Here is a 23,315-nt window from a genome sequence, read left to right on the forward strand (position 1 = left end):
ATTTAAAAAACATCGAAAATAAAAAGGATTTCTAACTAGAAGAGTTAAAAGGTCTTTCCCGTTTCGTGAGTTGGAATTATACAAGAGTAGTGCTTAAAGGAGGCTTAAAATTATGAGTAAATTTGAGAGAGATGAAAAAAGTGGGGAGGGGTAAGTAAGTTAATTATATAAAATTTTATTGATAATAGATTTCATTATTAAGAATAATATAAGTATAATTAAAGTAAAATAAAACAATATCAAGCATAAAAAGGAGTTAAAAATGAAAGACTTTAATAAATGGATTGGTATAAAGACCAAATAAATAGATGAACAAGACCATTTTTAAACTAATACAAATCTATTTTTTGCTAATATAATTTAAAATTTCAGGTGAGGATATATGCAAAAATACATTGATTTATTGGATAAAAATGGTCTTTTAAAAATAATAGATAAACCTTGCGATATAGATCTTGAGATAGCTCATCTAAGCTACATAGAAGTCAAAAAAGATAATTCAAAAGCTCTACTTTTCACAAATCCTATCGATAAAAACGGAAAAAAATTTGATCCTGTTTTAACAAATATTTTTGGAAGTTTTAAAGCTTTAAATTTAATATTCGGAAAAGATAGTAACGAAATAGCAAATGAGATAGAAAAGCTGCTAAAACCGACAAAACCTTCTACGCTTAAAGAAAAAATAGAGTTTTTTACCTATCTTTTAAGCCTAAAATCAGTATTTCCAAAACGTTTAAAAACTAAAGGCATCTCCCAAGAGTGCGAATTTAAAGAACCAAATTTATATGATCTGCCGATACTCAAAACTTGGGAAGAAGACGGCGGAGCGTTTATCACGATGGGGCAAGTTTATACAAAAGATCTAAACTCAAACACGCAAAATTTAGGTATGTACCGCCTGCAAGTACATAGCAAAAACGAGCTTGGAATGCACTGGCAAATTCACAAAGACGCCGCTCATTTTTTTCATGAATACAAAAAAGCAGGTCTTAAAATGCCGGTCAGTGTAGCAATCGGGGGCGATCCGCTCTACATTTGGTGTGGTCAAGCCCCGCTTCCAAAAAATATTTTTGAGCTTATGCTTTATGGGTTCATCAGAAAAACTCCGGCAAAACTAGTTAAATCTCTCACAAACGACATTTTTATCCCGCACGACTCAGACTACGTCATAGAAGGATTTGTAGATACAAATAGACTAAAAAACGAAGGAAAATTCGGAGATCACACAGGATTTTACACACCGGTGGAGCCGTTCCCCGTTATGGAAGTTACGAAAATAACTCATAAAAAAAATCCTATTTTCCACGCAACAGTCGTCGGAAAACCGCCGCTTGAAGATAAATTTATGGGATATGCGACTGAGCGGATATTTTTACCACTTTTAAAAACTACGGCTCCTGAGCTGGTTGATTATAAAATGCCTGAAAACGGGGTATTTCACAATCTAATTTTAGCTAAATTTAACGCACTTTATCCTGCTCACGCTACGCAGCTTATGCACGCATTTTGGGGAGTCGGACAGATGAGTTTTGTAAAACACGCCGTTTTTGTACCATCAAGTGCACCTCATCTTGATGACTACGCAAATCTTACAAAATATATTTTAAACCGTTTTTCGCCGCAAAGCATGTTGATAACTAGCGGTGTTTGCGACCAGCTTGACCATGCTAGTCCAAATGCTTGTTTTGGAGGAAAGCTAGGAATTGACGCAAGTGTCGATAACTCATCAAGCGCACCAAATTTAATAAGTGACGACAAACTTCTATATAAATTTAAAAGCGTAAATCAAAATATCTTAGAGCTAAAGCAGTATTTTTTAGACACGAAAAGTCCTATTTGTTTTGTTAAATTTGACAAAGATAGACTCGTAAAACAGGTTTTTGATGAGCTTAAACCTTTTGATGAGCACTTTAAAATACTGATTTTCGTAGATGTTAGCTCAAGGCTTGAAAATCTATACATGCTTGTTTGGAGGATAACAAACAATATCGATGCAAAGCGCGATATTTTTGTACGCAACGAGCTTGTTTGCATAGACGCTACTAGCAAATTTGAGCTCGATGGCTACACTCGCGGCTGGCCAAAAGAGACAAACTGTTCAAAAGAAGTCATAGAAAACCTCATCAAAAAAGGCCTTTTAGAACGCGACGAAGAATTATTTGAAAAATTTGAGATATTTGGATAGATGATGAAAATAGCGATTTTTGACTCGGGCATCGGCGGCCTTAGTCTTTTAAATGAAGCTTTGAAGCGCTTTAGAGGCGTGGAGTTTATATATTTTGCCGACAACAAAAATGCACCGTATGGCACAAAAAGTAAAGACGAGATAATCCGCCTTTGTTTGAACTGTGTTCAATTCTTGACTAATTTGAGCGTAGATATGATAGTCATAGCGTGTAATACAGCGACTAGTGCTGCTATAACTGAGCTTAGAAGCAGTTTTTCAGTGCCTATAATAGGAATGGAGCCTGCCGTGAAATTAGGAGTAAATGCTGGTGGCGACATACTTGTAGTTGCCACGCCTGCTACCATAAGCGGAAATAAATTATCGGATTTAATCCATAAAGTAAATTTAGAAAGCAAAACGCATCTCTTAGCCTTACCAAAACTTGTAGAATTTGCGCAAAATATGGAATTTGACAGTCTAGAGGTTTTGAAATACTTGAAAGATGAGATATCTAAATTCGATCTATCAAACATCAGTTTACTTGTACTTGGATGTACTCATTTTAACTATTTTAAAGATAGTTTTAGAGCTATTTTACCAAACAAAACCGGCATAATAGACGGCGTAAACGGCACGATAAATCAAATGATACGTAGACTTGGAGGAGTTAGCGAATTCGGAGATAAAAACTCTATAAGATACATATCTTCAACGGAAAATTTGAATGTAAAAAAGATAGAACCTTATCTAAAAAGGCTAGATATAATGAGAGAAATAAACTAAGTTCAGATTGTAAATATGCAAAAAATAATAAATAAACCGGCATAAAGCGATAAAATTGTTAAAAACAAAGCAGCGTTATACTTATACAAATATCTTACCGCGAATTTAAAAACAAAAACCGCACTACTAGATTTAAAAATTTGAGCTAAGACTAGCCCAAATTTGCTCATATCGATCTACGGTTTTCTTATGATAAATCTAAGAGTCGGACCGTCTTGCTCTACTGATAAAACTTCAAAACCGCGATTTTTCGCATCAACAGGGATAGAATTTATCGCCTGTGGACAGTCGCAAAGCACTTCTAAAACCTCACCTCTTTTCATAGTAGGTAACACTTCAAGCGTAGCAACAGCCGGCATAGGACAAGCCTCGCCTTGTATATCAAGAGTATAAGTTATCTCATAATTTTTCATTAGTATCCTCCTTTTGCAAAAAAGCGTTTTTTATAAAAGACGACCAGCAAGAGTGCTACCACAAATAGACTTAAATTTAAGGCCAAACCTCCAAGAGAGCCGAAAGCATCTAGTAAATTTATTTTCGGGCCGTCTTTAAACCAGTCTGGAAAACGGTCGTAATTAAGCGCCAAGATAGCAGTTCCTACAAAATTTGAGATACCTACTATCATAAAATGCATTTGCCCCTCAGTAGCTCTATAAGTCCAGCCGCACTCGCAGCCTCCTGCAAAAACGATACCAAAACCAAACAAAAACGCTCCTATAGCCACCGCCGGACTAAAACTTATAATTTTAGAGTTATAGCCATTTAGCATAAGCACGAAAACGATCAAAGTTGCTATTATCATACCAAAAAATGCACCTTTTGCGGCCGTATCACGACCGAACAAAAACAGATCTCTAAAACAAGAAGTAAAGCAGATCTGCCCTTTTGAGATGATAAAACCAAAAGCGATGCCAAATATCAAGGCAAGCGGCGAAATACTGGCTTTTACTTTAAGATCGAAGCTCGGTACGTTTATAAAAAGATAAACTAACCAAATAATAGAAAACACAAGTATAGTAACGCCATAAGCAAAATGTCTATTCGCCCTATTTTTGTCATGTTCTATTCCTTTGCCATTTACTCCACATCTCTCCAGCACGACTTTCGGACGAAAAATTTTAAATTTTCCCACTTGCACTGCGCAATAAATTCCTATCACCATAAACACGGCAAATAACCAAGTATGAAGCGAGAAGTACGGAAGTCCTGTGAAAAAATTAGCTAGATTGCATCCAAAAGCAAGTCTTGCGCCAAATCCAGAAAGTAAACCACCAACTATGGCTTGAAATACACGAATACCGCTTACTGGAAGTCTAAATTTAACTTTATTTGCCATAAAAGCAGCAATTGAGGCACCTAAAAACATTCCGATAAGCATAATGCCTTCAAAACGAGTAAGCGGAGTGCCATTTAAATTTTGCATTTTATAGTATGAATAACTTGATAAATCCATACCAAAAAGCTCTAAAAACTCGCCGCCCCAGCGTGTCATCTCACCAGTAACCGCCCAAACACCACCGAAAATGCCGAAATAAACGGCACTCAAAATAGCAAGTGCTATCATAGCCTTGCCGACATCCCAAAAATTTACAATGTATTTTTGTTTAAAAGAGTTAAGAAGATTAAGCATTATAAGCCTTGTAAATTTGTAACGTGTCCAACTGACACCTTTAAAAGGCAAAATTATAATGCTTTAAAGTTTAATATCTAGTTAAATTTAAAAACTAACTTATAGTTTAAATTTACTCAGCTTGCTTTTTAAAACAATTACTCGACAGTAACGCTTTTTGCAAGGTTTCTTGGCATATCAACGTCGTTTCCTAAACGTACTGAAATTTCAAGCGCAAAAAGCTGTAAAACTATCATCATCTCAAAAAACTCGCTCATAGGATGATCGTATAAATTTGTTTGAATAAAATCGTCGCTAAGTTCAAAAGCTTCAGGACTGATAGCTGTTATAAAAGCGTCTCTTGCGGCTAGTTCTTCGACGTTTGATTTAGTCTTTTCATAAAGCAAAGTTTTTGGAAGCAAAGCGATAGTATAGAGTCCAGTATCTGCTAGAGCGATAGGACCGTGTTTCATCTCTCCTGCTGGATAACCCTCCGCGTGAAGATAGCTTATCTCTTTTAGTTTTAAAGCCCCTTCAAGAGCAAGAGGATAAAATATATCTCTACCGATAAAGAAAAATCCATGGCCATGCAAATAGTGTTTTGCTAATCGATAAATTCTCTCTTGCAAACTACTATCGAAATGCACAACACTAGGTATATTTCTAAGCGCTTTTATCTCATTTTGAAGATTGATTGTATCTATACTGTGTCTTAATTTTGCTAGTTTTAAAACCAGCATCCACAAGCAGATGACTTGGGTAGCAAACGCTTTAGTGCTAGCTACTCCTTTTTCTATACCTGCACGAGTCAATATAACTTCACTAGCAAGTCTAACTATGCTTGAATTATCCACATTACAAATAGCCATAGTTTTAAGTCCTGCATTTTTAGCAATTTTAAGGGCTTCTAAACTATCTGCCGTTTCTCCGCTTTGAGATATTACTATAAATAAAGAACTCTTTCGCAAAAGCGGCTCTTTATATCTAAATTCACTTGCAACCTCAACCTTAGCTCTTATCTTTGCTACTCTTTCAAATAGATAACTCGCGCTTAGCGCGGCGTGATAACTAGTACCGCATGCGCACAATACTATCTCGTCTATACCATCGAAAATAGAGTTATCGATATCAAGATTTATATCATCATCACCCACTCTTCCCATCAAACATTCGGTGATGACTTGACTTTGCTCGTAAATTTCTTTTTCCATAAAAAAGCTAAAACCGTCTTTTCTGGCATACCCTTTGTCTTTTGGAAGCGGTGCAAAGCTTAAGTTTAACTCGTTTGCTTCTTTATCAAAAAGCTTTATCTCACCTAATTTTGCTACGCCAAAACTGCCATCCTCAAGATACATAGCATCTTTTGCAAGACCGATAAGAGGAGCATCCGAACTTGAAAAATATATTTCATCCCCGTCTTTTGCTATGATAAGAGGTGCTGCATTTTTAGCAAAGAATATCTCTCCGTAAGCTGCTTTTGTGATAAGAAGAGTCGCGTAAGCTCCTCTTAGTCTTGAAATAGTCTTTTTATATGCATCAAACGGAGTTTGAGCAGTTTTGTTGTAGTATTCAAAAAGATGAACGATGACTTCTGTATCTGTTTGGCTTATAAATTTAATACCTAAAGTTTCTAACTCGTCTTTTAGCTCTTTATAATTTTCGATTATACCATTGTGTATGACAAAACTATACTCGCCAATATGCGGATGAGCGTTTATCTCTGTAGGTTTGCCGTGAGTCGCCCATCTAGTGTGACCTATTGCCACGCCAAATTCTTTACTCGTAAAACTTTCCATTTTACTTACCAAATTTTCTAATTTTCCAACTGATTTAAAATAGTTTATATCACTGCAGCAATTTCCGCTCATTATAGCCATTCCTGCGCTATCATAACCTCTATACTCAAGCTCTTTTAAGCCGTTTATAATAATACTTTTTTTCTCTTTATCACCTATGTAACCTACTATTCCACACATAAATTTCCTTTTAATTTTTGGTAGTTATTAAATTTATAATACTACTATACTTTGTTTCTAAATTTTCATTTTTTTGTATCAAAAATAGATTTCTAGTTCTATTTTTTATAGTTTGAATTCTGGCATTAGCCACCTTTATATCAAAAAGTTCAAACACGCCTAAAATATACGCCATAAGCCCTCTTTGGTCTTTTGCATTTATATTCATTTTAGCATAAATTTTTGAATGATTTAGATCAAAATTTACCTCATTTTCTAAAATGAGCGGCTTTTTCGTAAGTGCTTTTTGTTTGTCACATAAAGCACCTATAATGAGAGTTTCCATATTTTTCATTTCGCTATCGCCGGCTTTTTGATTATATTCTAGTTTTATAAAAAATTTACTATCAAAAAGCTCGAAAATCTCCATATAAGCAAGATCGAGATGAGCTAATTTATTTAAAACCATAGTTGTATTCCAACCTCTTTTGGCAATGATTTTAACACAGAAATTATCTCTATTTTCTATATCAACTGATATATTAGAGCAGTTTTGAGCCCATAAAAATATACGTATTATCTCGCTTGGCGGGTATTTGATAAAAAGTAAATTCGAAGATATAGAAAGAATTATATTTTGCTCGTCTTTAGATAGTTCCAAAAACTCTTTTTGTTTTTTTATAAGATTCTCTTTTTTAACTCTTCTAGCAGCTTCATCGAGTAAATTCTCATCGCTATTATCAAAACTTTTTAACGCTATTTCATAAAGCTCTCTAAGGAGCTTTGCATTATACGAGTTGTAAAATCCATCATTTGTAGCATTACTTATGCAATAAGTAAGTATATAAAGCAGCTTAAGAGCTTGTTTTTCTCCTATATGAGAGATAAAATTTAAGATAACTTGCTGGTTATAGATATCTTCTCTATTTGCGATATTATTCATAATAGTGTGGTTTTTTATTAAATTCACTCCCATATTTATAGCTTTTTGCGGCAGCCCTATCTTGCTTGCATAAGCTCTAAATATATTTGCTCCTATATTTGAATGATCTCCTACTAATCCTTTTCCAGCATCATGCATCAAAGCCACTAGTTTCATCAAGATTTTTCCATCTGCACAAAGATCGCTATGAAGGCTTTTTATAAAACTATCTTTGATATTTTCAAGATGATACAAGGCAAGTAAACTATACTCATCCACGCTATATTTATGATACCCGTCAAGCTGAGCTAGATGCCTTGTATGCTCCATAGGTTTTAAAAGTAAAAACAGAAGCTCACTATCTAAAAGTGCTTTTAATATACCAAAACTTCTATCTCTATAAAGTAATTTTTTGAATTCTACCAAGGATTTTTCAATGGACTCTTTTTGGATAATTGTACGTTTTAAGTAAAAAATCGCTCCTATATCAAATTTCAAATCAATATCCGGAAGCATCAAAAGATCTCTCACTAAATTTAATATATCTTTTGGTTTTTTATGAATCGGAGCGTAAATAGTATCATTTATATTGTAAAATCCGTTTTCAAGTCTTAAAACTCTTTTTTGAGTAAAATTTAAACCGCTATCAAAGAATCTTCTAAAAACAGTTTTAGCAAGATATCTTGAGTAAATATATATAGTATGCATAGACGATAAAGTCTTTACCATAAGCAAAACTTCGGCGCTAAGCATCTTTTTTTCTTTAGTCTGCATAACACTGCTTACTTCAGACAGATACTCGCTTTTAAGCTCATCATCTCCGCCACTTATTTGCAAAGCCGATCTTAGCGAACTGATAAAATCAACGCTTAAATTTAACTCGCTGATCTCTTTTTCACTTATAAATTTAAGCGCGTGCGACTTTGGACTATTTTCATCAACAGAATTTAAAAGCCAAAAAACTCTTTTAAAGTCATAAAATCCACCATAGCCGTTTTTAATATCTGGTTTTTGGCTTAATAATTTAATCTCGTCAAATGGAGTAAGTTTACTTAAATGAAATTTAATAAAATCATCTTTTTTATACTCTTTTAACTCAAAAATTTTATCTTTAGTCATCTTATAAAGCTGCTTTGATGCACATACATAACGCACTTGATAAAACATAGTTTTAAGTTCTAAATCGTCTTTTATAGCATCAAAAAGCTCGTCTATCTCATAATATACCGGATTAATATCTAAATTTATATCTTTAAGAAATTTAATATAACTTTTTACTATATCTTTTACATTGTAGCCAGCTACGTTTTTATAAGATATAAAAAAATCGATATCACTTCTAACGCTCATTTCACTTAAAGCGTAACTTCCAAGTGCTATAACAGATATAGGAAGCTGCTCATCATCGGGAGCAAATTCACCAAAATAGCTGATCTTAGTAGCCTCAAAAGCGCATTTAAAAAATTTATCTATCTCTTTGCTTTGATAAGTACCAAAGCTTCTACCACCTAATTTTATAAACTGCTTTTTAAGGGCTTTTTTGCACTTTAAAACTCCGTCTTTACAGCTAGCAAGTACGCTATCTTCGTCTTTGGATTTTAAAAATTTAATGCTGCTTACTCTACCCATTTTATTCCTTTGCCAAAATTTTATCAAAAATTTCCAAAAAAAAAGCTTTTTTAAGCCCTATTAGCATATAATTGTCTCTTAAATTTAAAAAAAGGTAAAATAAACATATATGAATCTACTAGATAAACTTCAAAACAAAAAGAGGTTGGGATTCGACGAAGGTTTAATGTTATATGATTTAGATCTTTTTACTCTTGGAAAATATGCAAATCAAATAAGACGGAAACTCAACTCTAACAAAGTTTATTTTAACATAAACAGGCATATAAATCCTACAAATTTATGCGCAGATACATGCAAATTCTGTGCATTTTCAGCTCATAGAAAAAATGATAACGCCTATACAATGACTCACGAAGAGATAATGAAAGCAGTAGACGAATCTGTAAAAAACGGCGTAAAAGAGATACATATCGTATCGTCTCACAATCCTTTTGTAACGCCGCAGTGGTATCTAGAAATATTTAAAATGATAAAACAGAAATATCCGTTTTTGCATATCAAAGCTATGACCGCAGCTGAGATAGACTATCTAAAACGAAAACACGGTCTTAGTTATGAAGAGACTATAGACAAAATGATAGAATACGGAGTAGATTCTATGCCAGGAGGCGGAGCAGAGATATTTGATGAAGATATCAGAGAACAAATATGCAAAGGCAAAGTAAGCAGTAAAAACTGGCTTTTAATCCACTCTTTATGGCACAAAAAAGGTCGTCAAAGCAATGCTACAATGTTATTTGGTCATATAGAAAGCCGCGCTCATAGAATTGATCATATATTACGAATACGGGATCTGCAAGATAAAGCCATCAAAAACGCTAATTCGGGCGGATTTAACGCTTTTATCCCGCTTGTTTATCAAAGAAATAATAACTACTTAAAAGTAGATGAATTTTTAGGTTCGGCTGAAATTTTAAAAACTATAGCTATAAGCAGAATACTTCTTGATAACATTAAACATATCAAAGCCTATTGGGCAACTTCTACTTTAAATTTAGCAATGGTAGCTCAAGAGTTTGGCGCCGATGATCTAGATGGAACTATAGAAAATGAGAGTATCCAAAGTAGCGCCGGAGCAAAAAGCAAACACGGAAAAAGTAAAAATGAATTTATAGAGCTTGTGCAAACAAGCGGATTTATCCCTGTACAAAGAGATAGTTTATACAACGAATTACAAATTTACGACTAAGGAGGCGAAGTGGATTATTTCAAGCTTAAAGAGAGTAACACTTCAGTAAAACAGGAATTTAACGCCGGACTTACAACATTTTTAGCAATGATGTATATAGTGCCGGTAAATATGCTAATTATGAGCGACGCCGGTATGCCAAAAGAAGCACTTCTTACGGCTACTGCGGTTATAACGATAATATCTTCTATATTTAATGGATTTTGGGCAAATACTCCAGTTGCGCTAAGCGTAGGAATGGGATTAAACGCATATTTTACTTACGGGCTTGTTATAGGTATGAAAATACCTTGGCAAACCGCGCTTGGCGTTGTGTGTATAAGTGCGATTATATTTGTCATTTTGAGCTTTACTAATTTTCGAATTTGGATTATAAAAAATATTCCTATAGATTTAAGACGAGCCATAAGTGCCGGAATAGGTGCTTTCATCTGCTTCGTCGGACTTAAACAGATGGGTATTATAATAGCTAGTCCTGCTACTTTAGTCGCAATAGGAAACGTATCTGATCCAAAAGTTTTTATAGGTATATTAGGTCTTGTTTTGATAGTTACTTTTTGGGCTTTAAAACTAAAAGCCGGATTTATACTAGCCGTTGTTGCCACATCGATGATAGCATGGATATTTGGAGTTTATCAAGCTCCAAATGAGATATTTTCAGCTCCGGCTTCTTTATCTCCTATATTTGGCGAACTTGATATATTAAGCGCTCTTAAACTCTCTTTACTTCCTGCTATCATTACATTTTTTATCACTCACCTTTTTGATTCGATAGGAACTTTAACAGGAGTTTGCAATAGAGCAAATTTATTTAACGACCACGATGAGGAAGGAACTAAAAAACTTGCTAAAAATTTAGAAAGCGACGCGATATCTAGCGTAGTTGGCTCCATAGTAGGAACTAGTACGATAACTGCTTTTGCAGAAAGTGCTAGCGGCGTAGAAGCCGGCGGAAGAACAGGGCTTAGTGCAGTTTTTACCGGAATGCTATTTGTATTAACTCTATTTTTGTTACCTTTATTTGGTTCTATACCATCAAACGCTATTTATCCGATACTTGTTATGGTTGGAGTTCTTATGTTTAGTGAACTAGGAAAAGTGAATTATAATGATCCGGCTATATGCGTATCAACGTTTCTAACTGTTATTTTAATGCCTCTTACCTACTCTATAACCGTTGGACTTAGTATAGGTTTTATCTCATATTTTACAGTTAAACTAGTTCTAAGAAAATGGGAAGATATAAACTTAGGCATTATCACATTAACGCTTATAAGTTTTTTAGCATTTCTAGTTACGTCTGCTCCATCGTTTTTTGGCGAGCTTATCGGTATAAATTAAGGAGATTAAATGATATTTTATGACTATGAATCATTTGCAAAAGATATAAAAATAATGGCAAAAAATATAAAAAACGAATTTGATCCGGACGCAATTTTAGGTATAGCTAGAGGCGGTTTAACTCTTGCTCATTCTCTTAGCGTTGCATTAAACAATAGAAATTGTTTTAGCTTGAACTCGGTTCATTATGAAGATACAAAAAAGCTTGATACTATAAATATTTTTAATATTCCGGACCTTAGCAAATTTAAGAAAATTCTGATAGCGGATGATATAATAGACAGCGGTGAAAGTATGATCGCTATAAAAAAAGAACTTTTAAAAAAATATCCGAATTTAGAGATAAAAGTAGCAACTATCTACTACAAAACCAAAGCTCTTTTGCTACCTGAATACAGCGTAAAAGAGGCGCATGATTGGGTAGAGTTTTTCTGGGATATAAAGCTGGATTAAACTATGAATAAAGTAGAACTGCTAATTATGTACTTTTGCACAGGACTTACGCTTTGCGTGTTGTACGCAACTCAGCCTATAGGTCCGGTATTTGAAAAAGAACTGAGCATTACAAGAACACAAGCTACTTTATTTACAACTTCTATGATGGCGCCACTAGCATTTGCTAGTATATTTTATGGATATTTACTAGAAAAAATCGAGATAAAAAAACTGCTTGTAGTCGCATTTTTGCTACTTGGGGGAAGTGAGATAACATTTAGTTTTACAAGCTCATATTTTTGGCTTTTAAATATTCGCGGATTTCAAGGACTTATAGTACCTGTGGTTTTAACAGGAATCATGAGCTACATATCTCAAATTTCTACCAAAGAAAATGTTACAAGCGCCATAGGAGCATATGTCGGAGTCACTATAATAGGCGGATTTTTAGGTAGATTTTTAAGTGGATTATTTACCGATATTTTTGGGTGGAGAATCTTCTTCTTATTGGTTGGAATATTGCTTTTAATGGCTGCTTTTTTGGTTTTTAAATTTAGTAGTAACATAAGCGCTAGCCTTATAAAGCCAAAACTCAAAGATATAGCTCATATTTTAAAAATCAAACACAATTTATATATTTATCTTATGATATTTGGTATATTTTTCTCATTTCAAGCTATACTAAATTTTATACCGTTTGAGCTTGCAAATTTAGGCAATGAATATAGCGGCAGTAAAACAGGTATGATGTATTTTGGATACATCATAGGCGTATTAGTAGCATTTAATTCTAAAAAAATAATCGCTATATTAAAAACGCCTTTAAATGCGATAATAATCGGTATAATCATATTTTTAGCTGCACTTCAGATATTTAGATTTGAAAGCTTTTTAGTAATGTTTTGTGCAATGTTGGTTTTTTGTCTTGGAAATTTTATCATTCATTCCATAGCAAGCGGATTTATAAATAAATTAGCAGATTCGCACAAAGGTATCTCAAACGGTTTGTACGTAAGCTTTTATTACGCAGGTGGCGCTCTTGGAAGTTTTATGCCTAGTTTTTTATATATAGTGTATGGATGGGGAGCTTTTTTAAGCCTTATCAGTGTTATTAGCGCCGTATCGTTAATGTTTGTATTTGCTTTGCGACATGAAAAGTATTAGTATTTTTAAAAATGAGTTATTTTTGCTATTTAGCGCTATTATATTTAATATTTTACTACTCATTTATAGTGTTTCAAATTTAAGCATAAGCTACAACGAAGCAATTATTTATTTCCAAAAAACAAACTTCTTAACCATAGTTACAAATGCTTCTACTATGTTGTTTGGACGCAATGACTATGCTTTAAGACTTCCTTTTTTGATCTTACATTTTTTAAATATATTTTTGATATATAAAGTTTCAAAGCCTATATTAAAAAGAAAATCCGATAGACTTATTTCGGCTATTTTATATATGTTTTTACCAGGAGTATTGGCAAGTGCTATACTGATAAATGAAGCCGGATTTGTGATATTTATAACTTTGCTTATTATATATTTCGAACAAAATAAAATGTTTAAATCTTTTATTTTTACGCTTTTAGTATCACTTATAATAAGCGAACCTTTTATAAGTTTATATATAGCTATAATATTTTTTGGAATATTCAAACGAGATAAAAAATTAGCTATTTTCGGGCTAATATTTTGTTTAGCATGGTTTTGGTTAAACGGTATCGACGCTTATGGAAAACCAAAAGGGTATTTTATAGACACGATAGGCGTATTTGCGGCGGTATTTTCGCCATTAATTTTTATATATTTTATATATACGGTATACAGAATCGCCATAAAAGAGGAAAAAACTTTTCTTTGGTTTGTTGCTATAACCGCTTTCGGAATCTGCTCTATAATATCTATAAGACAACGCCCTAGCCTTGAAATGTTTCTACCTTTTTGCGTGATTTTTATGCCTGTCATGGTACGTACGTTTTTTAGCTCATATAGAGCTAGACTCCCCAAATTTAGAATAAAATACAAATTTATTACAATTATAGTATTGACAACTCTATTTTTGAACTCGTCTGCTACTATATTTCATAACTTTTTATATGTATTTTTAAAAGATCCGAAAGACCATTTTGCCTATAAATACGATGTTGCAAAAGAACTCGCTCAAAAGCTTAATGAACTTGGTATAAGCTATGTAAAAACGGATCAAAATTTAGCCGTAAGATTGAAATTCTATGGCGTATTAAAAGGTAAAGAGTATATTTTGACTAGGAGTAAAAATGATAACTGCGACCAAACCGTTATAAAAATAAAAAAACTCGGCAAACAAATCGACAAATTTTATCTCTGTAAAATAATATAATCATGCTATACTACTACTATGAAAAAAGCATTTACACTAATAGAAATTATTATAGTATTAGTCATAGTCGGTATAATGGCGTCTTTTACGATTCCTAAATTAAACAGAAATGATCTTCGTTTAGCAGCAGATCAGATAGTAAGCCACATTCGATACACCCAACATTTAGCTATAATAGATGATAAATTTGATACAAAAGATACAAACTGGTATAAAGGTAGATGGCAAATTTTTTTTACCAAAACCATTGAAACAAAAAATAAGCAAACATATAATATATTTAACGATATAATAGGCGATTCTGCTGGATTTCCAAATAAAACAGAGCTGGCAAAAAACCCTTTAAACCCATCAAAGTATATGTCATCAGGATACTCTGGTGCCATTGATTCTAATAGCCCAGAAGCTAGTAAAGAGTTAAATTTAGAAGATACATATAATATAATAAATGTTAAACTGCAAGACGGATGCTCAAAACAAGGATCTCCTACTAGAATAACTTTTGATGAATTAGGACGCCCATACAAAGAAAATGTTACAAGCAATACTAGACATTCTCAAGATCTTATTACAAAAATATGTACGATAAAACTCACTCATACTAATAATGATTGCATATTTATAAAAGTCACGCCGATAACCGGTTTTGCGTATGTTGAGCAACCTGCAAAAAAAGCCGATTGCAAATAGCTCTACTCATTCCTAAGAGTTGTTAATATATCTACGTTGCTTGCTTTTTTCGCAGGATAATACGATGAAAATGCGACTATAAAAATAGCACCTATAATTATCATTGATAAATCGCTCAAAGATAGCTCCATAGGTAGCTTGCTACTTCCGTAAACATCTGCTGGTAAATTTATTATATCAAAACTCCCGAGTAGCCATACGCCAAAAAGTCCTAGAGCAAGCCCAAACAAGATCCCGCTTCCGCCTATACATAATCCTTGAGTAAAAAAACTTTTTTTAATCTCATTTTTACTAGCACCAAGAGCAAGCAAAAGAGCTATTTCTTGTCGGCGGTTCATAACAGTCATTAAAAGAGAACTTATGATATTTAAACTAGCAACTAAGATAATAAGCATTAAAACTATAAAAAGTGCCCTTTTTTCAAGTGCCAAAGCACTAAAAAAATTACCGTTTTGCTCCCACCAGCCAACTGCTTTTTGACCCGGCGGCAAGATATCGTTTAACTTTATGATATCTTGTTTTGGATTTTGAGAGTATATATGAATGCCATCAAATTTATCATCATCATACCCAAGAACTTTTCTCAAAGCATTAACATCTGTGTAACTATACGCTTTATCGTAAGCGATAAGTCCTGAACTAAAGTCCGCTACAGCGTTAAATCGCTTCATAGTAGGAACTATAGCTAGTCCAGTGGGGCTGTTTTGCATAAATATAAGAGTAATTTTTTCATTTTCTCCTAGCATAAATTCATTTTTTATGCCTTTGCCGATAACTATCTCAAATCCAGTAGGAATACTATCTTTTATAGCGTCTTTTATAACTGAGTTTATCTCTTTTTCATCATTGAAATCCACTCCAAATACAAGTCCACCCTCAAGTTGAGAACCGTTTTTCAATATAGTTTGAGTGCTTATATATGGACTTAGTTTTAAATTCGGAAACTTTTGCCTTAATTCATCTACGTCTAAGTTTGAAATCGATCCTTTAAGATGACTTAAAATCGTTATAGGATAGTTCATAGTAAAAAGCTTTCTTTCAAACTCTTTATCGAACCCATTCATTATAGCCATAGCGACTATCAACACCATCAAACCTATGCTTACGCCTAAAAACGCCAAAATAGAAGAAAGCGTGATAAATGGCTGAGTTTTATCAAATCTTAGATATTTTAATAGTAGATATTTTACCATACTAGGCAAAAACTCCTTTTTTTGGACCGCTTTTTCCGCAACAATCTTTATATTTTGTTCCGCTTCCGCACGGGCAAGGTTCATTTCTTGCAGGTTTTTTTTCAAATTTATTTTGCAAATTTGTTTCGTCTTGCATTTTTTCTAAAGCTCTATCCGTATTTTCATCATCCTCTGTTTTAAATCTAACTATCTGAAGCGTCTTAATACTCTCATTTTTAAGTCTATTAACAAGCTCCATGAATAGATTGTAACTCTCTTTTTTATACTCGGTAAGCGGATCTTTTTGATTATATCCACGAAGCCCGATACCAGTTTTCAATATATCCATTTGATACAAATGCTCTCTCCAAGCACCGTCTAAAACTTGCAAATACAGAACTTTTTCTATATTTTTTCTTTGTTCATCATCTATAACCGACATCTTCTCGTCATAATCTTTTGCAAGTTTATCTATTACTTTATCTGCTAAACTATGATAATCCAGTCCTTTTATCTCATCTTCGTCTATCTTAGTTCCGCTCTCGCCATATACAACTTCGCAAAGTCTTGATATATCAAACTCATCTCCAAGTCCGCCATCAAATATATTGACCTCATCTAGCAGAGTTTTTACGAAATCCTGTCTATTTGATATAATTTTATCTTTTAAGTCATAATCTGGATTTAGAAGCTCATCTCTATACTTATATACTGTTTTTCTTTGCTCATTTGCGACATCATCATACTCCAATATATGCTTTCTACTCTCAAAATGTAAACTCTCAACTTTCTTTTGAGCATTTTCAACAGCTCTTGTTACAAGTCTACTCTCTATACTTTCACCCTCTTCTATACCAAGCCTGTCCATTATAGCTTTTATCTTATCACTACCGAATATCCTAAGAAGACTATCTTCAAGACTAAGATAAAATCTACTAAGCCCCGGATCTCCTTGACGTCCGGCACGTCCTCTTAGCTGATTATCTATACGTCTGCTTTCGTGGCGTTCTGTTCCTATAATATAAAGTCCTCCAAGCTCTCTAACTTCATCGTCTATTCGTATATCGACACCGCGTCCAGCCATATTTGTAGCTATAGTTACGGCGCCTTTTGCTCCGGCTTGAGCTATTATTTCAGCTTCTTTTTCATGGTTTTTAGCATTCAAAACAGAGTGTGCTATTTTCTCTTTAACTAACATTTTGTGAAATATCTCACTCTTTTCTATACTTGCAGTTCCGACTAAAACCGGCTGACCTTTTATGTTTGATCTTTTTATCTCTTCTATAACGGCTTTAAATTTTTCATTTTCAGTTTTATAGATAAGATCATCTCTATCTACTCTTTTAATAGGAACATTTGTAGGTATAGATATAACTTCTAACTTATAAATTTGAGAGAATTCAGTAGCTTCAGTCTGAGCAGTACCGGTCATACCAGAGAGTCTAGAATACATTCTGAAGTAGTTTTGAAACGTAATATCTGCTAAAGTTTGGCTCTCTTCTTGAATTTTTACGCCCTCTTTAGCTTCTAACGCTTGATGTAGTCCCTCGCTAAATCTTCTGCCTTCACTAAGTCGTCCGGTAAACTCATCGACTATAATAACTTGCGAATCTCTTACGACATAATGAACATCTTTCTCAAATAAATTATGCGCTTTTAGTGCTTGGTCAAGGTGATGACTGAGAATAGCATTTTCTAAATTATACAGATTATCCACCCCAAAAAGTTTCTCGGCTTTTGCTATACCTGCTTCAGTTATCATTATCGTACGGTTTTTTTCATCTACTACAAAATCTCCAGTAGCTTTAGAATTCGGAACTCTTGGATCAGCAGCTTCGCCTCTTACTAACTGTTTAGCAACTACATCTGCTTGTATATAACCATCAAGAGTGCGATTTGTAGGACCACTTATGATAAGAGGCGTTCTAGCCTCATCTATCAATATACTATCTACTTCATCAACGATAACGAAATTATGCTCTCTTTGAACTTTTTGACCGACTTCAAATTTCATATTATCACGCAGATAGTCAAAGCCAAATTCATTATTCGTACCATAAGTTATATCGCTATTATAAGCGATTTTTCTTTTTTCATCATCATACTCGCCACTCAGAATTACACCTACGCTAAGACCCAAAAAGTTATAAATTTCACTCATTTGCGTAGCATCTCTTTTTGCAAGATAGTCATTTACGGTGACGACGTGAACACCTTTTTCATCCATAGCGTTTAAAACGACTGGAAGCGTAGCAACTAGTGTTTTTCCTTCGCCGGTTTTCATTTCGGCTATTCTTCCGTCATTTAAAACCATTCCTCCTATAAGCTGGACATCAAAATGGCGCATATTTAAAGTTCTTTTTGAAACTTCTCTGACTATTGCAAAAACATCATTTAAAATATCATCTTTTGTCACTTTTTTTGATAATAAATCGACCTTTAGCTTACTAAATTCACTCTTCAACTCATCATCGCTTAAATTTGAATATTTGCCCTCAAGAGCATTTATCAATGCGACACGTTTGAAATATTTTTTAATCTCTTTATCGTTTCTAGTGCCAAAAATTTTCTTTGCAATAGCTGTAATCATCTTTTAACCTTATTTCAAATTTAATAAACTGTTATTTTATCTAAAAACGGTTAAATTTATGCTTTATGCTTTTGTTAGCTTATTTTAGGTAAAATTATACCTTTTAAAAGTACTCAGACTCTAAGGGAAAAATATGAAAAAATTTATAATCATTTTAGCCATTGCCATCAGCGTTTTTGGAGCTAACGAACTTGATTTCAATACGCTTTCAAGCAACTTCACGCAAACAGTCACGAGTCAAAATAAAAAAATAACGTATACGGGATACTTTGTAGCACATAAAGAAATAGGCGCATTTTGGCATTATAAAACCCCTGCCACTAAACTTATATATTTTAATTACGGAAGAGTTACGATTTTAGAGCCTGAGCTAGAACAAGCCATACTTACAGACTTAAAAGACTCTCCAAATTTAACAGAAATTTTAAGGGCAGCAAAAAAAGTTTCTAACAACGAGTTCAAAGCAGTATATGATGACACTTCATATAATATTAAGGTAAAAAACTCACTGCCATCAGAGATAAGCTATAGCGATAAACTAGGAAATATAGTGAAAATAACTCTTACAAACACGAGGAAAAATGAGCCTATAAATACAGGAATTTTGGAACCCAATATCCCTGAAAACTTTGATATATTAGCAAACTAAGACTAGATAGTTTGCTAAGTTTAAATTTATAAATAGCAAAAATATCTAATTTTCTCCAAAATCTTTTCCAAAGTCTTTATTTAAATTTAAATTATAGTTATCTGTTTTATTCTTTGCTCCGTTATTTGTAGGGCAAAGATCTCTTTCTTTTATAGCTTTTATTATCTTTTCTATATCTATTTCGTTCAAAATCTTAAGACTTATTATATAAATTTCATCGATATCTAAAGAATATTTTTTTGATATATATTTTATAAGAGTTGTTTTAAAGCTCTCTTTTCCTCTAGAAGTCATAAGATCTTCGGCATAAAAACTACCAACTACAACATTCAAAGAATCATAAATAGCAGACTCATTTACATTCTCGTCTCTAGCTATAAACTCTAAACTCATGGAGATTTTTTTCATATTATTTGCTCCTGATTTTGAGTATAAATCGCTCTCAAAATTATCTATACGCAGAGTTCCTGCAATCATAGATACACAAAATAGAACAAAAAGAATCGGTTTTCTCATATGTTATTCTCCTTTATAAATTTGCTATTTCTATAAAAATCACTAACCTCATTGTCTATCTTAACCACTTTTTTTAAATAATCTGCGAAATCTATATTTTTTGTGTACTGTATATAAAGTCCATCTGCGCTAATAGCTCTTGAAAGTGCGACATATAGCTGACCGTTTGCAAATATATTATCCAAGTTACAGGCAAATTTTTCTATACTCATACCTTGAGATTTATGGATAGTAATGGCGTAAGCTAATTTCAAAGGAAACTGCATATAGTTGGCTTTTAAAGTTTGCGACAATTCTTCATCTTTCATATGATAATCATATAGCTCATAAGTATGTGGTTCTACTCCTATGACTTCTCCACTATCTTTTTGCACTAAAATAATCTCAACTCCGTCATCTCCTTTTACAAACTCTCTTATAATACCCTGCTCTCCGTTATAATATTCACCCCATTTATTAGCTAAAAACATAACTTTAGCTCCCTTTTTTAGCCTAAGTTCACAAGGAGAATTCAAATTTGAAATCCATTTCTGTAAAGCAACGCTGTGCAGTGAGTTATCATAAATTTTAGTTTTAGCCACTATCGTCTCTAAATTAGAGTTTATCTCGTTTAAACGCTGTTCATTTAATCTATCGGCTTCATAATTTCTACCAAAAAGAGCAGTTATATTGTTTGGAATTTCACGCACCATTTTGCTTTTTAAAAAGTCGCAAATTTCATCGTCTATCACTCCTATTCGTATTTTAGATAGTATCTTATAAAAGCTGATATCTTTAGTTCTTTTTGAAACTCTAAGCTCTACATTTGTGAGATTTAGACTATTCCAAGCATTTGAGCTAAATGCGTAATTAAAGCTAAATAATAGATTTTGAACAGATTTTTTTACTGGCGGAAGTTGATAAAAATCCCCTACAAGCAAAACCCTGCCTCTAAATCCAGACCAAATAAGTCTTAAACTTATCATCTCCATAAGCTCAGCGCTTACCATGGAAATCTCATCGATGATTAATAAATCACAATTTTTAAGTATTTTTTTTAGCTCATTTAACTTTGATTTTTGCTTTTTATCAAGAAGTTTTAACTCTTCAAAATTCTCGCTAATTCCAAATTTAAAAAAACTATGACAACTAACACCTCCTACTCCAACAGCGCTTATACCGGTGCTTCCTAGCACAACTACATTTTTAAACCCGCTTTTATAGTGGCTAATTATCTCTTTGATAGTATAACTTTTTCCAACTCCGCCACCGCCGGTTAAAAATAGATTAGAATCATTTAAAATGTTTAAAATATCGTTTAACAAATCAAACCCTATTTTTGTTATAATTACTATATTATACTAAAAATTTGAGGAAATTATATGAAAAGACTTGTTTATTCTGTTTTAGTACTATTTTTTGTCGGGTGCGCTCCCAAAATAGATCAAATTCCGCAACCAGAACCTATACTTAGCCTTAAATTTGAGCAAAACGCAAGTATTTTACCAGATCTTGGTAAAAGTATCAAAGCTAACGAATTTGAGCTATTAAGTAAGTTTTTTAGCGTCTGGAACGATGAGATCAAAGAGAGTAAAAACGAGCTTATGTGGGCTTTTAACATATATAAAAACAGTCCAAATAAGAAGTATTACGGAGAGAGTAAACTCCCAAGAAGCGATGAGTGGTTTTTGGCTCAAAAAAATAATGCAAATTTTGATAAGTTCAAAAGCATTTTGCAGCCTGCTATTACAATTGCAAATACCGAAGTTAGGGATTTTCCAACTATAGAAAAACTATTTTTAGATCCATCTAAAGCCGGAGAAGGATATCCGTTTGATTACTTGCAAGAGTCTGTTTTAGGTGCTTTTCATCCACTTTTAGTATCTCATTTTAGTAAAGACGGTGCGTGGGCATTCGTAAAAAGCGACTCTTTGTGGGGTTTTGTTAGATCAAAAGATATCAAATTGCTAACAAAAAGTGAAGCAGATGAGTTTCAAAGATATAAATTTGCGGTATTTACAAAAGATAATGAAGCGATAAAAGATGAAAACGGTAATTTTCTGTTTTATTCTAGGATAGGATCGATATTTCCGTACGACTCTGAGGATTACTTCTCTTTTAAATTTAAAAATAACTTCACAATAAGCAAAGAGTATGCAAAACAGTTTCAAACAATAAATAGCCAAAATTTAAAAACAACATTAAATGAACTGCTTGGTCAAAATTATGGATGGGGTGGAGAAAACAAGCTAAGAGACTGCTCACTATTTATAAAAGATTATTTTAGCTCATTTGGTGTTTGGCTACCTAGAAACTCAAAAGCTCAAGGACAAATTGGCAGAGTTATAAATTTAAAAAATTTAACAAATAATGAGAAAAAAGATATGATAAAAAAATACGCAATTCCGTTTTTAACACTACTTTATATGCCCGGGCATATTATGATATATGCAGGAGATATAAACGGAACTTTAACATCGGTACATGACTCATGGGGGATAAAAACTAAAGATAACGGCAGGGCCATGATAGGCAAAATCGCCATAACCGATCTAGAGATAGGAAAAGGAAACGAAAGCATAAGCGATGAGGCTCTATTACTTTCTAAAATAACATCTATGAATATAATCATACAAGATGAAAAATCAGCATTTCAAAATGGTTATGGAGTGAAAATAGAAGACAATAAAGTAATTTTTGATGATAATTCTAGTATGATTTTTGATGATGGAAAACAAAAAACATATGATGAACTCATAAAGCGTCCAAGCATAAAAGATATGCTGGCTTATGATTATCCGCTGCTTGAGCCTCTTGATGCAAAACTTATAGATGCGGGGAGATTCAGAAATGAGCAATTTTTCTCAAAAATATATGGAAAAACAAAAAATGAAGTGCAATCAAATTTAATTGATGTCGTATGGCTTAAAAATTCAGTCAATAAAACATTTAAATTTAACTCAAAAAACGGTGCTGCAAAAGCACTGCAGAAAGTTAGCGACGAACTGGATTTTATGGTAAAAAACAATCCAAATTTATTAAAATACTTAGATAATCCAGCAGGAACTTTCAACTATAGAAAAATATCAAAAACCGATCTTTTATCGGCTCATAGCTGGGGTATAGCCATAGATATAAATGTCAATATGAGCGACTACTGGCAATGGAGTAAAGACGGGAAATATCATAATAATATACCAAAAGATATAGTAGAAGTTTTTGAAAAAAATGGTTTTATATGGGGAGGAAGATGGGAACATTTTGATACAATGCATTTTGAATATCGTCCGGAGTTTAGCCATATTTGGCTAAACAAAGGATAATAAG

Annotated in this window: 18 protein-coding genes; 10 read left to right on the forward strand and 8 right to left on the reverse strand. The window is 33.2% G+C overall.

The genetic code is table 11. The features are described 5' to 3' along the window. Window positions 1–382: 382 nt before the first annotated feature. Both RVY88_RS08040 and murI read left to right on the forward strand, forming a co-directional pair. The gene (locus tag RVY88_RS08040; protein ID WP_011731878.1) at window positions 383–2,185 is read left to right on the forward strand and encodes a menaquinone biosynthesis decarboxylase; all 1,803 of its coding nucleotides are present in this window, start codon (window positions 383–385) and stop codon (window positions 2,183–2,185) included. A 3-nt stretch (window positions 2,186–2,188) separates the two neighbouring features. Continuing rightward, entirely contained in the window at window positions 2,189–2,950 is a 762-nt protein-coding gene (gene murI / locus RVY88_RS08045; protein WP_002849001.1) for a glutamate racemase, read from the forward strand. 176 nt (window positions 2,951–3,126) lie between these two features. On the opposite strand, the gene yedF is transcribed toward murI, so the two are convergent. The 4 genes from yedF to RVY88_RS08065 form a co-directional block, all read right to left on the reverse strand. Then, window positions 3,127–3,363, reverse strand: a complete 237-nt coding sequence (gene yedF, locus RVY88_RS08050) for a sulfurtransferase-like selenium metabolism protein YedF (protein ID WP_002848999.1) — start codon at window positions 3,361–3,363, stop codon at window positions 3,127–3,129. Further along, window positions 3,363–4,580 (reverse strand): selenium metabolism membrane protein YedE/FdhT, encoded by a 1,218-nt coding sequence (gene yedE / locus RVY88_RS08055; RefSeq protein WP_162167217.1) that lies wholly within the window; start codon window positions 4,578–4,580, stop codon window positions 3,363–3,365. Before yedE ends, yedF begins: the two co-directional genes overlap by 1 nt. Window positions 4,581–4,717: 137 nt before the next feature. Then, the gene (gene glmS, locus RVY88_RS08060; RefSeq protein WP_162167218.1) at window positions 4,718–6,535 is read right to left on the reverse strand and encodes a glutamine--fructose-6-phosphate transaminase (isomerizing); all 1,818 of its coding nucleotides are present in this window, start codon (window positions 6,533–6,535) and stop codon (window positions 4,718–4,720) included. 10 nt (window positions 6,536–6,545) lie between these two features. Then, a complete protein-coding gene (locus RVY88_RS08065) occupies window positions 6,546–9,065 on the reverse strand; it encodes an HD domain-containing protein (protein WP_162167219.1) in 2,520 nt (839 codons plus the stop codon). Window positions 9,066–9,174: 109 nt separating this feature from the next. Between RVY88_RS08065 and mqnE the strand changes: the two genes are divergently transcribed. Genes mqnE through RVY88_RS08095 form a run of 6 tightly spaced genes read left to right on the forward strand, consistent with a single transcriptional unit; the run spans window position 9,175 to window position 15,082 of the window. Continuing rightward, on the forward strand, window positions 9,175–10,257 hold the full coding sequence (mqnE, locus tag RVY88_RS08070; protein ID WP_042960103.1) for an aminofutalosine synthase MqnE: 1,083 nt from the start codon (window positions 9,175–9,177) through the stop codon (window positions 10,255–10,257). Window positions 10,258–10,266: 9 nt separating this feature from the next. After that, complete coding sequence (locus RVY88_RS08075) at window positions 10,267–11,598, forward strand: NCS2 family permease (protein ID WP_162167220.1); 1,332 nt, start codon at window positions 10,267–10,269, stop codon at window positions 11,596–11,598. A gap of 9 nt (window positions 11,599–11,607) precedes the next feature. After that, on the forward strand, window positions 11,608–12,051 hold the full coding sequence (locus RVY88_RS08080; RefSeq protein ID WP_002848983.1) for a phosphoribosyltransferase: 444 nt from the start codon (window positions 11,608–11,610) through the stop codon (window positions 12,049–12,051). Window positions 12,052–12,054: 3 nt separating this feature from the next. Continuing rightward, the gene (locus RVY88_RS08085; protein WP_162167221.1) at window positions 12,055–13,197 is read left to right on the forward strand and encodes an MFS transporter; all 1,143 of its coding nucleotides are present in this window, start codon (window positions 12,055–12,057) and stop codon (window positions 13,195–13,197) included. Beyond that, complete coding sequence (locus RVY88_RS08090; protein ID WP_065844064.1) at window positions 13,184–14,392, forward strand: ArnT family glycosyltransferase; 1,209 nt, start codon at window positions 13,184–13,186, stop codon at window positions 14,390–14,392. The genes RVY88_RS08085 and RVY88_RS08090 overlap by 14 nt, the downstream gene beginning before the upstream one ends. Window positions 14,393–14,410: 18 nt before the next feature. Then, window positions 14,411–15,082 carry a prepilin-type N-terminal cleavage/methylation domain-containing protein gene (locus RVY88_RS08095; protein ID WP_162167222.1) on the forward strand — a complete coding sequence of 224 codons (672 nt, stop codon included), beginning with the start codon at window positions 14,411–14,413 and terminating at the stop codon, window positions 15,080–15,082. Between the two features lie 2 nt (window positions 15,083–15,084). On the opposite strand, the gene RVY88_RS08100 is transcribed toward RVY88_RS08095, so the two are convergent. Both RVY88_RS08100 and secA read right to left on the reverse strand, forming a co-directional pair. After that, a complete protein-coding gene (locus RVY88_RS08100; RefSeq protein ID WP_162167223.1) occupies window positions 15,085–16,275 on the reverse strand; it encodes an ABC transporter permease in 1,191 nt (396 codons plus the stop codon). 1 nt (window position 16,276) lies between these two features. Continuing rightward, window positions 16,277–18,844, reverse strand: coding sequence for a preprotein translocase subunit SecA (secA, locus tag RVY88_RS08105; RefSeq protein WP_162167224.1), 2,568 nt, complete (start codon window positions 18,842–18,844; stop codon window positions 16,277–16,279). A gap of 133 nt (window positions 18,845–18,977) precedes the next feature. Here secA and lolA point away from each other — a divergent pair, with 133 nt between their 5' ends. Continuing rightward, window positions 18,978–19,493 (forward strand): LolA-like outer membrane lipoprotein chaperone, encoded by a 516-nt coding sequence (lolA, locus tag RVY88_RS08110; RefSeq protein ID WP_002848971.1) that lies wholly within the window; start codon window positions 18,978–18,980, stop codon window positions 19,491–19,493. A 45-nt stretch (window positions 19,494–19,538) separates the two neighbouring features. Here the strand turns inward: lolA and RVY88_RS08115 are convergent, their stop codons facing one another. Together RVY88_RS08115 and RVY88_RS08120 are read right to left on the reverse strand one after the other, a co-directional pair. Continuing rightward, entirely contained in the window at window positions 19,539–20,009 is a 471-nt protein-coding gene (locus RVY88_RS08115; RefSeq protein ID WP_002848970.1) for a hypothetical protein, read from the reverse strand. Further along, entirely contained in the window at window positions 20,006–21,313 is a 1,308-nt protein-coding gene (locus RVY88_RS08120; RefSeq protein ID WP_038453070.1) for an ATP-dependent RecD-like DNA helicase, read from the reverse strand. Before RVY88_RS08120 ends, RVY88_RS08115 begins: the two co-directional genes overlap by 4 nt. Before the next feature lie 57 nt (window positions 21,314–21,370). On the opposite strand from RVY88_RS08120, the gene RVY88_RS08125 reads away from it, so the two are divergent. Continuing rightward, window positions 21,371–23,311 (forward strand): M15 family metallopeptidase, encoded by a 1,941-nt coding sequence (locus RVY88_RS08125; protein ID WP_162167225.1) that lies wholly within the window; start codon window positions 21,371–21,373, stop codon window positions 23,309–23,311. The last annotated feature ends 4 nt before the right edge of the window (window positions 23,312–23,315 follow it).

Source organism: Campylobacter sp. TJR-1, assembly GCF_032840035.1.
Taxonomy (GTDB): domain Bacteria; phylum Campylobacterota; class Campylobacteria; order Campylobacterales; family Campylobacteraceae; genus Campylobacter; species Campylobacter fetus.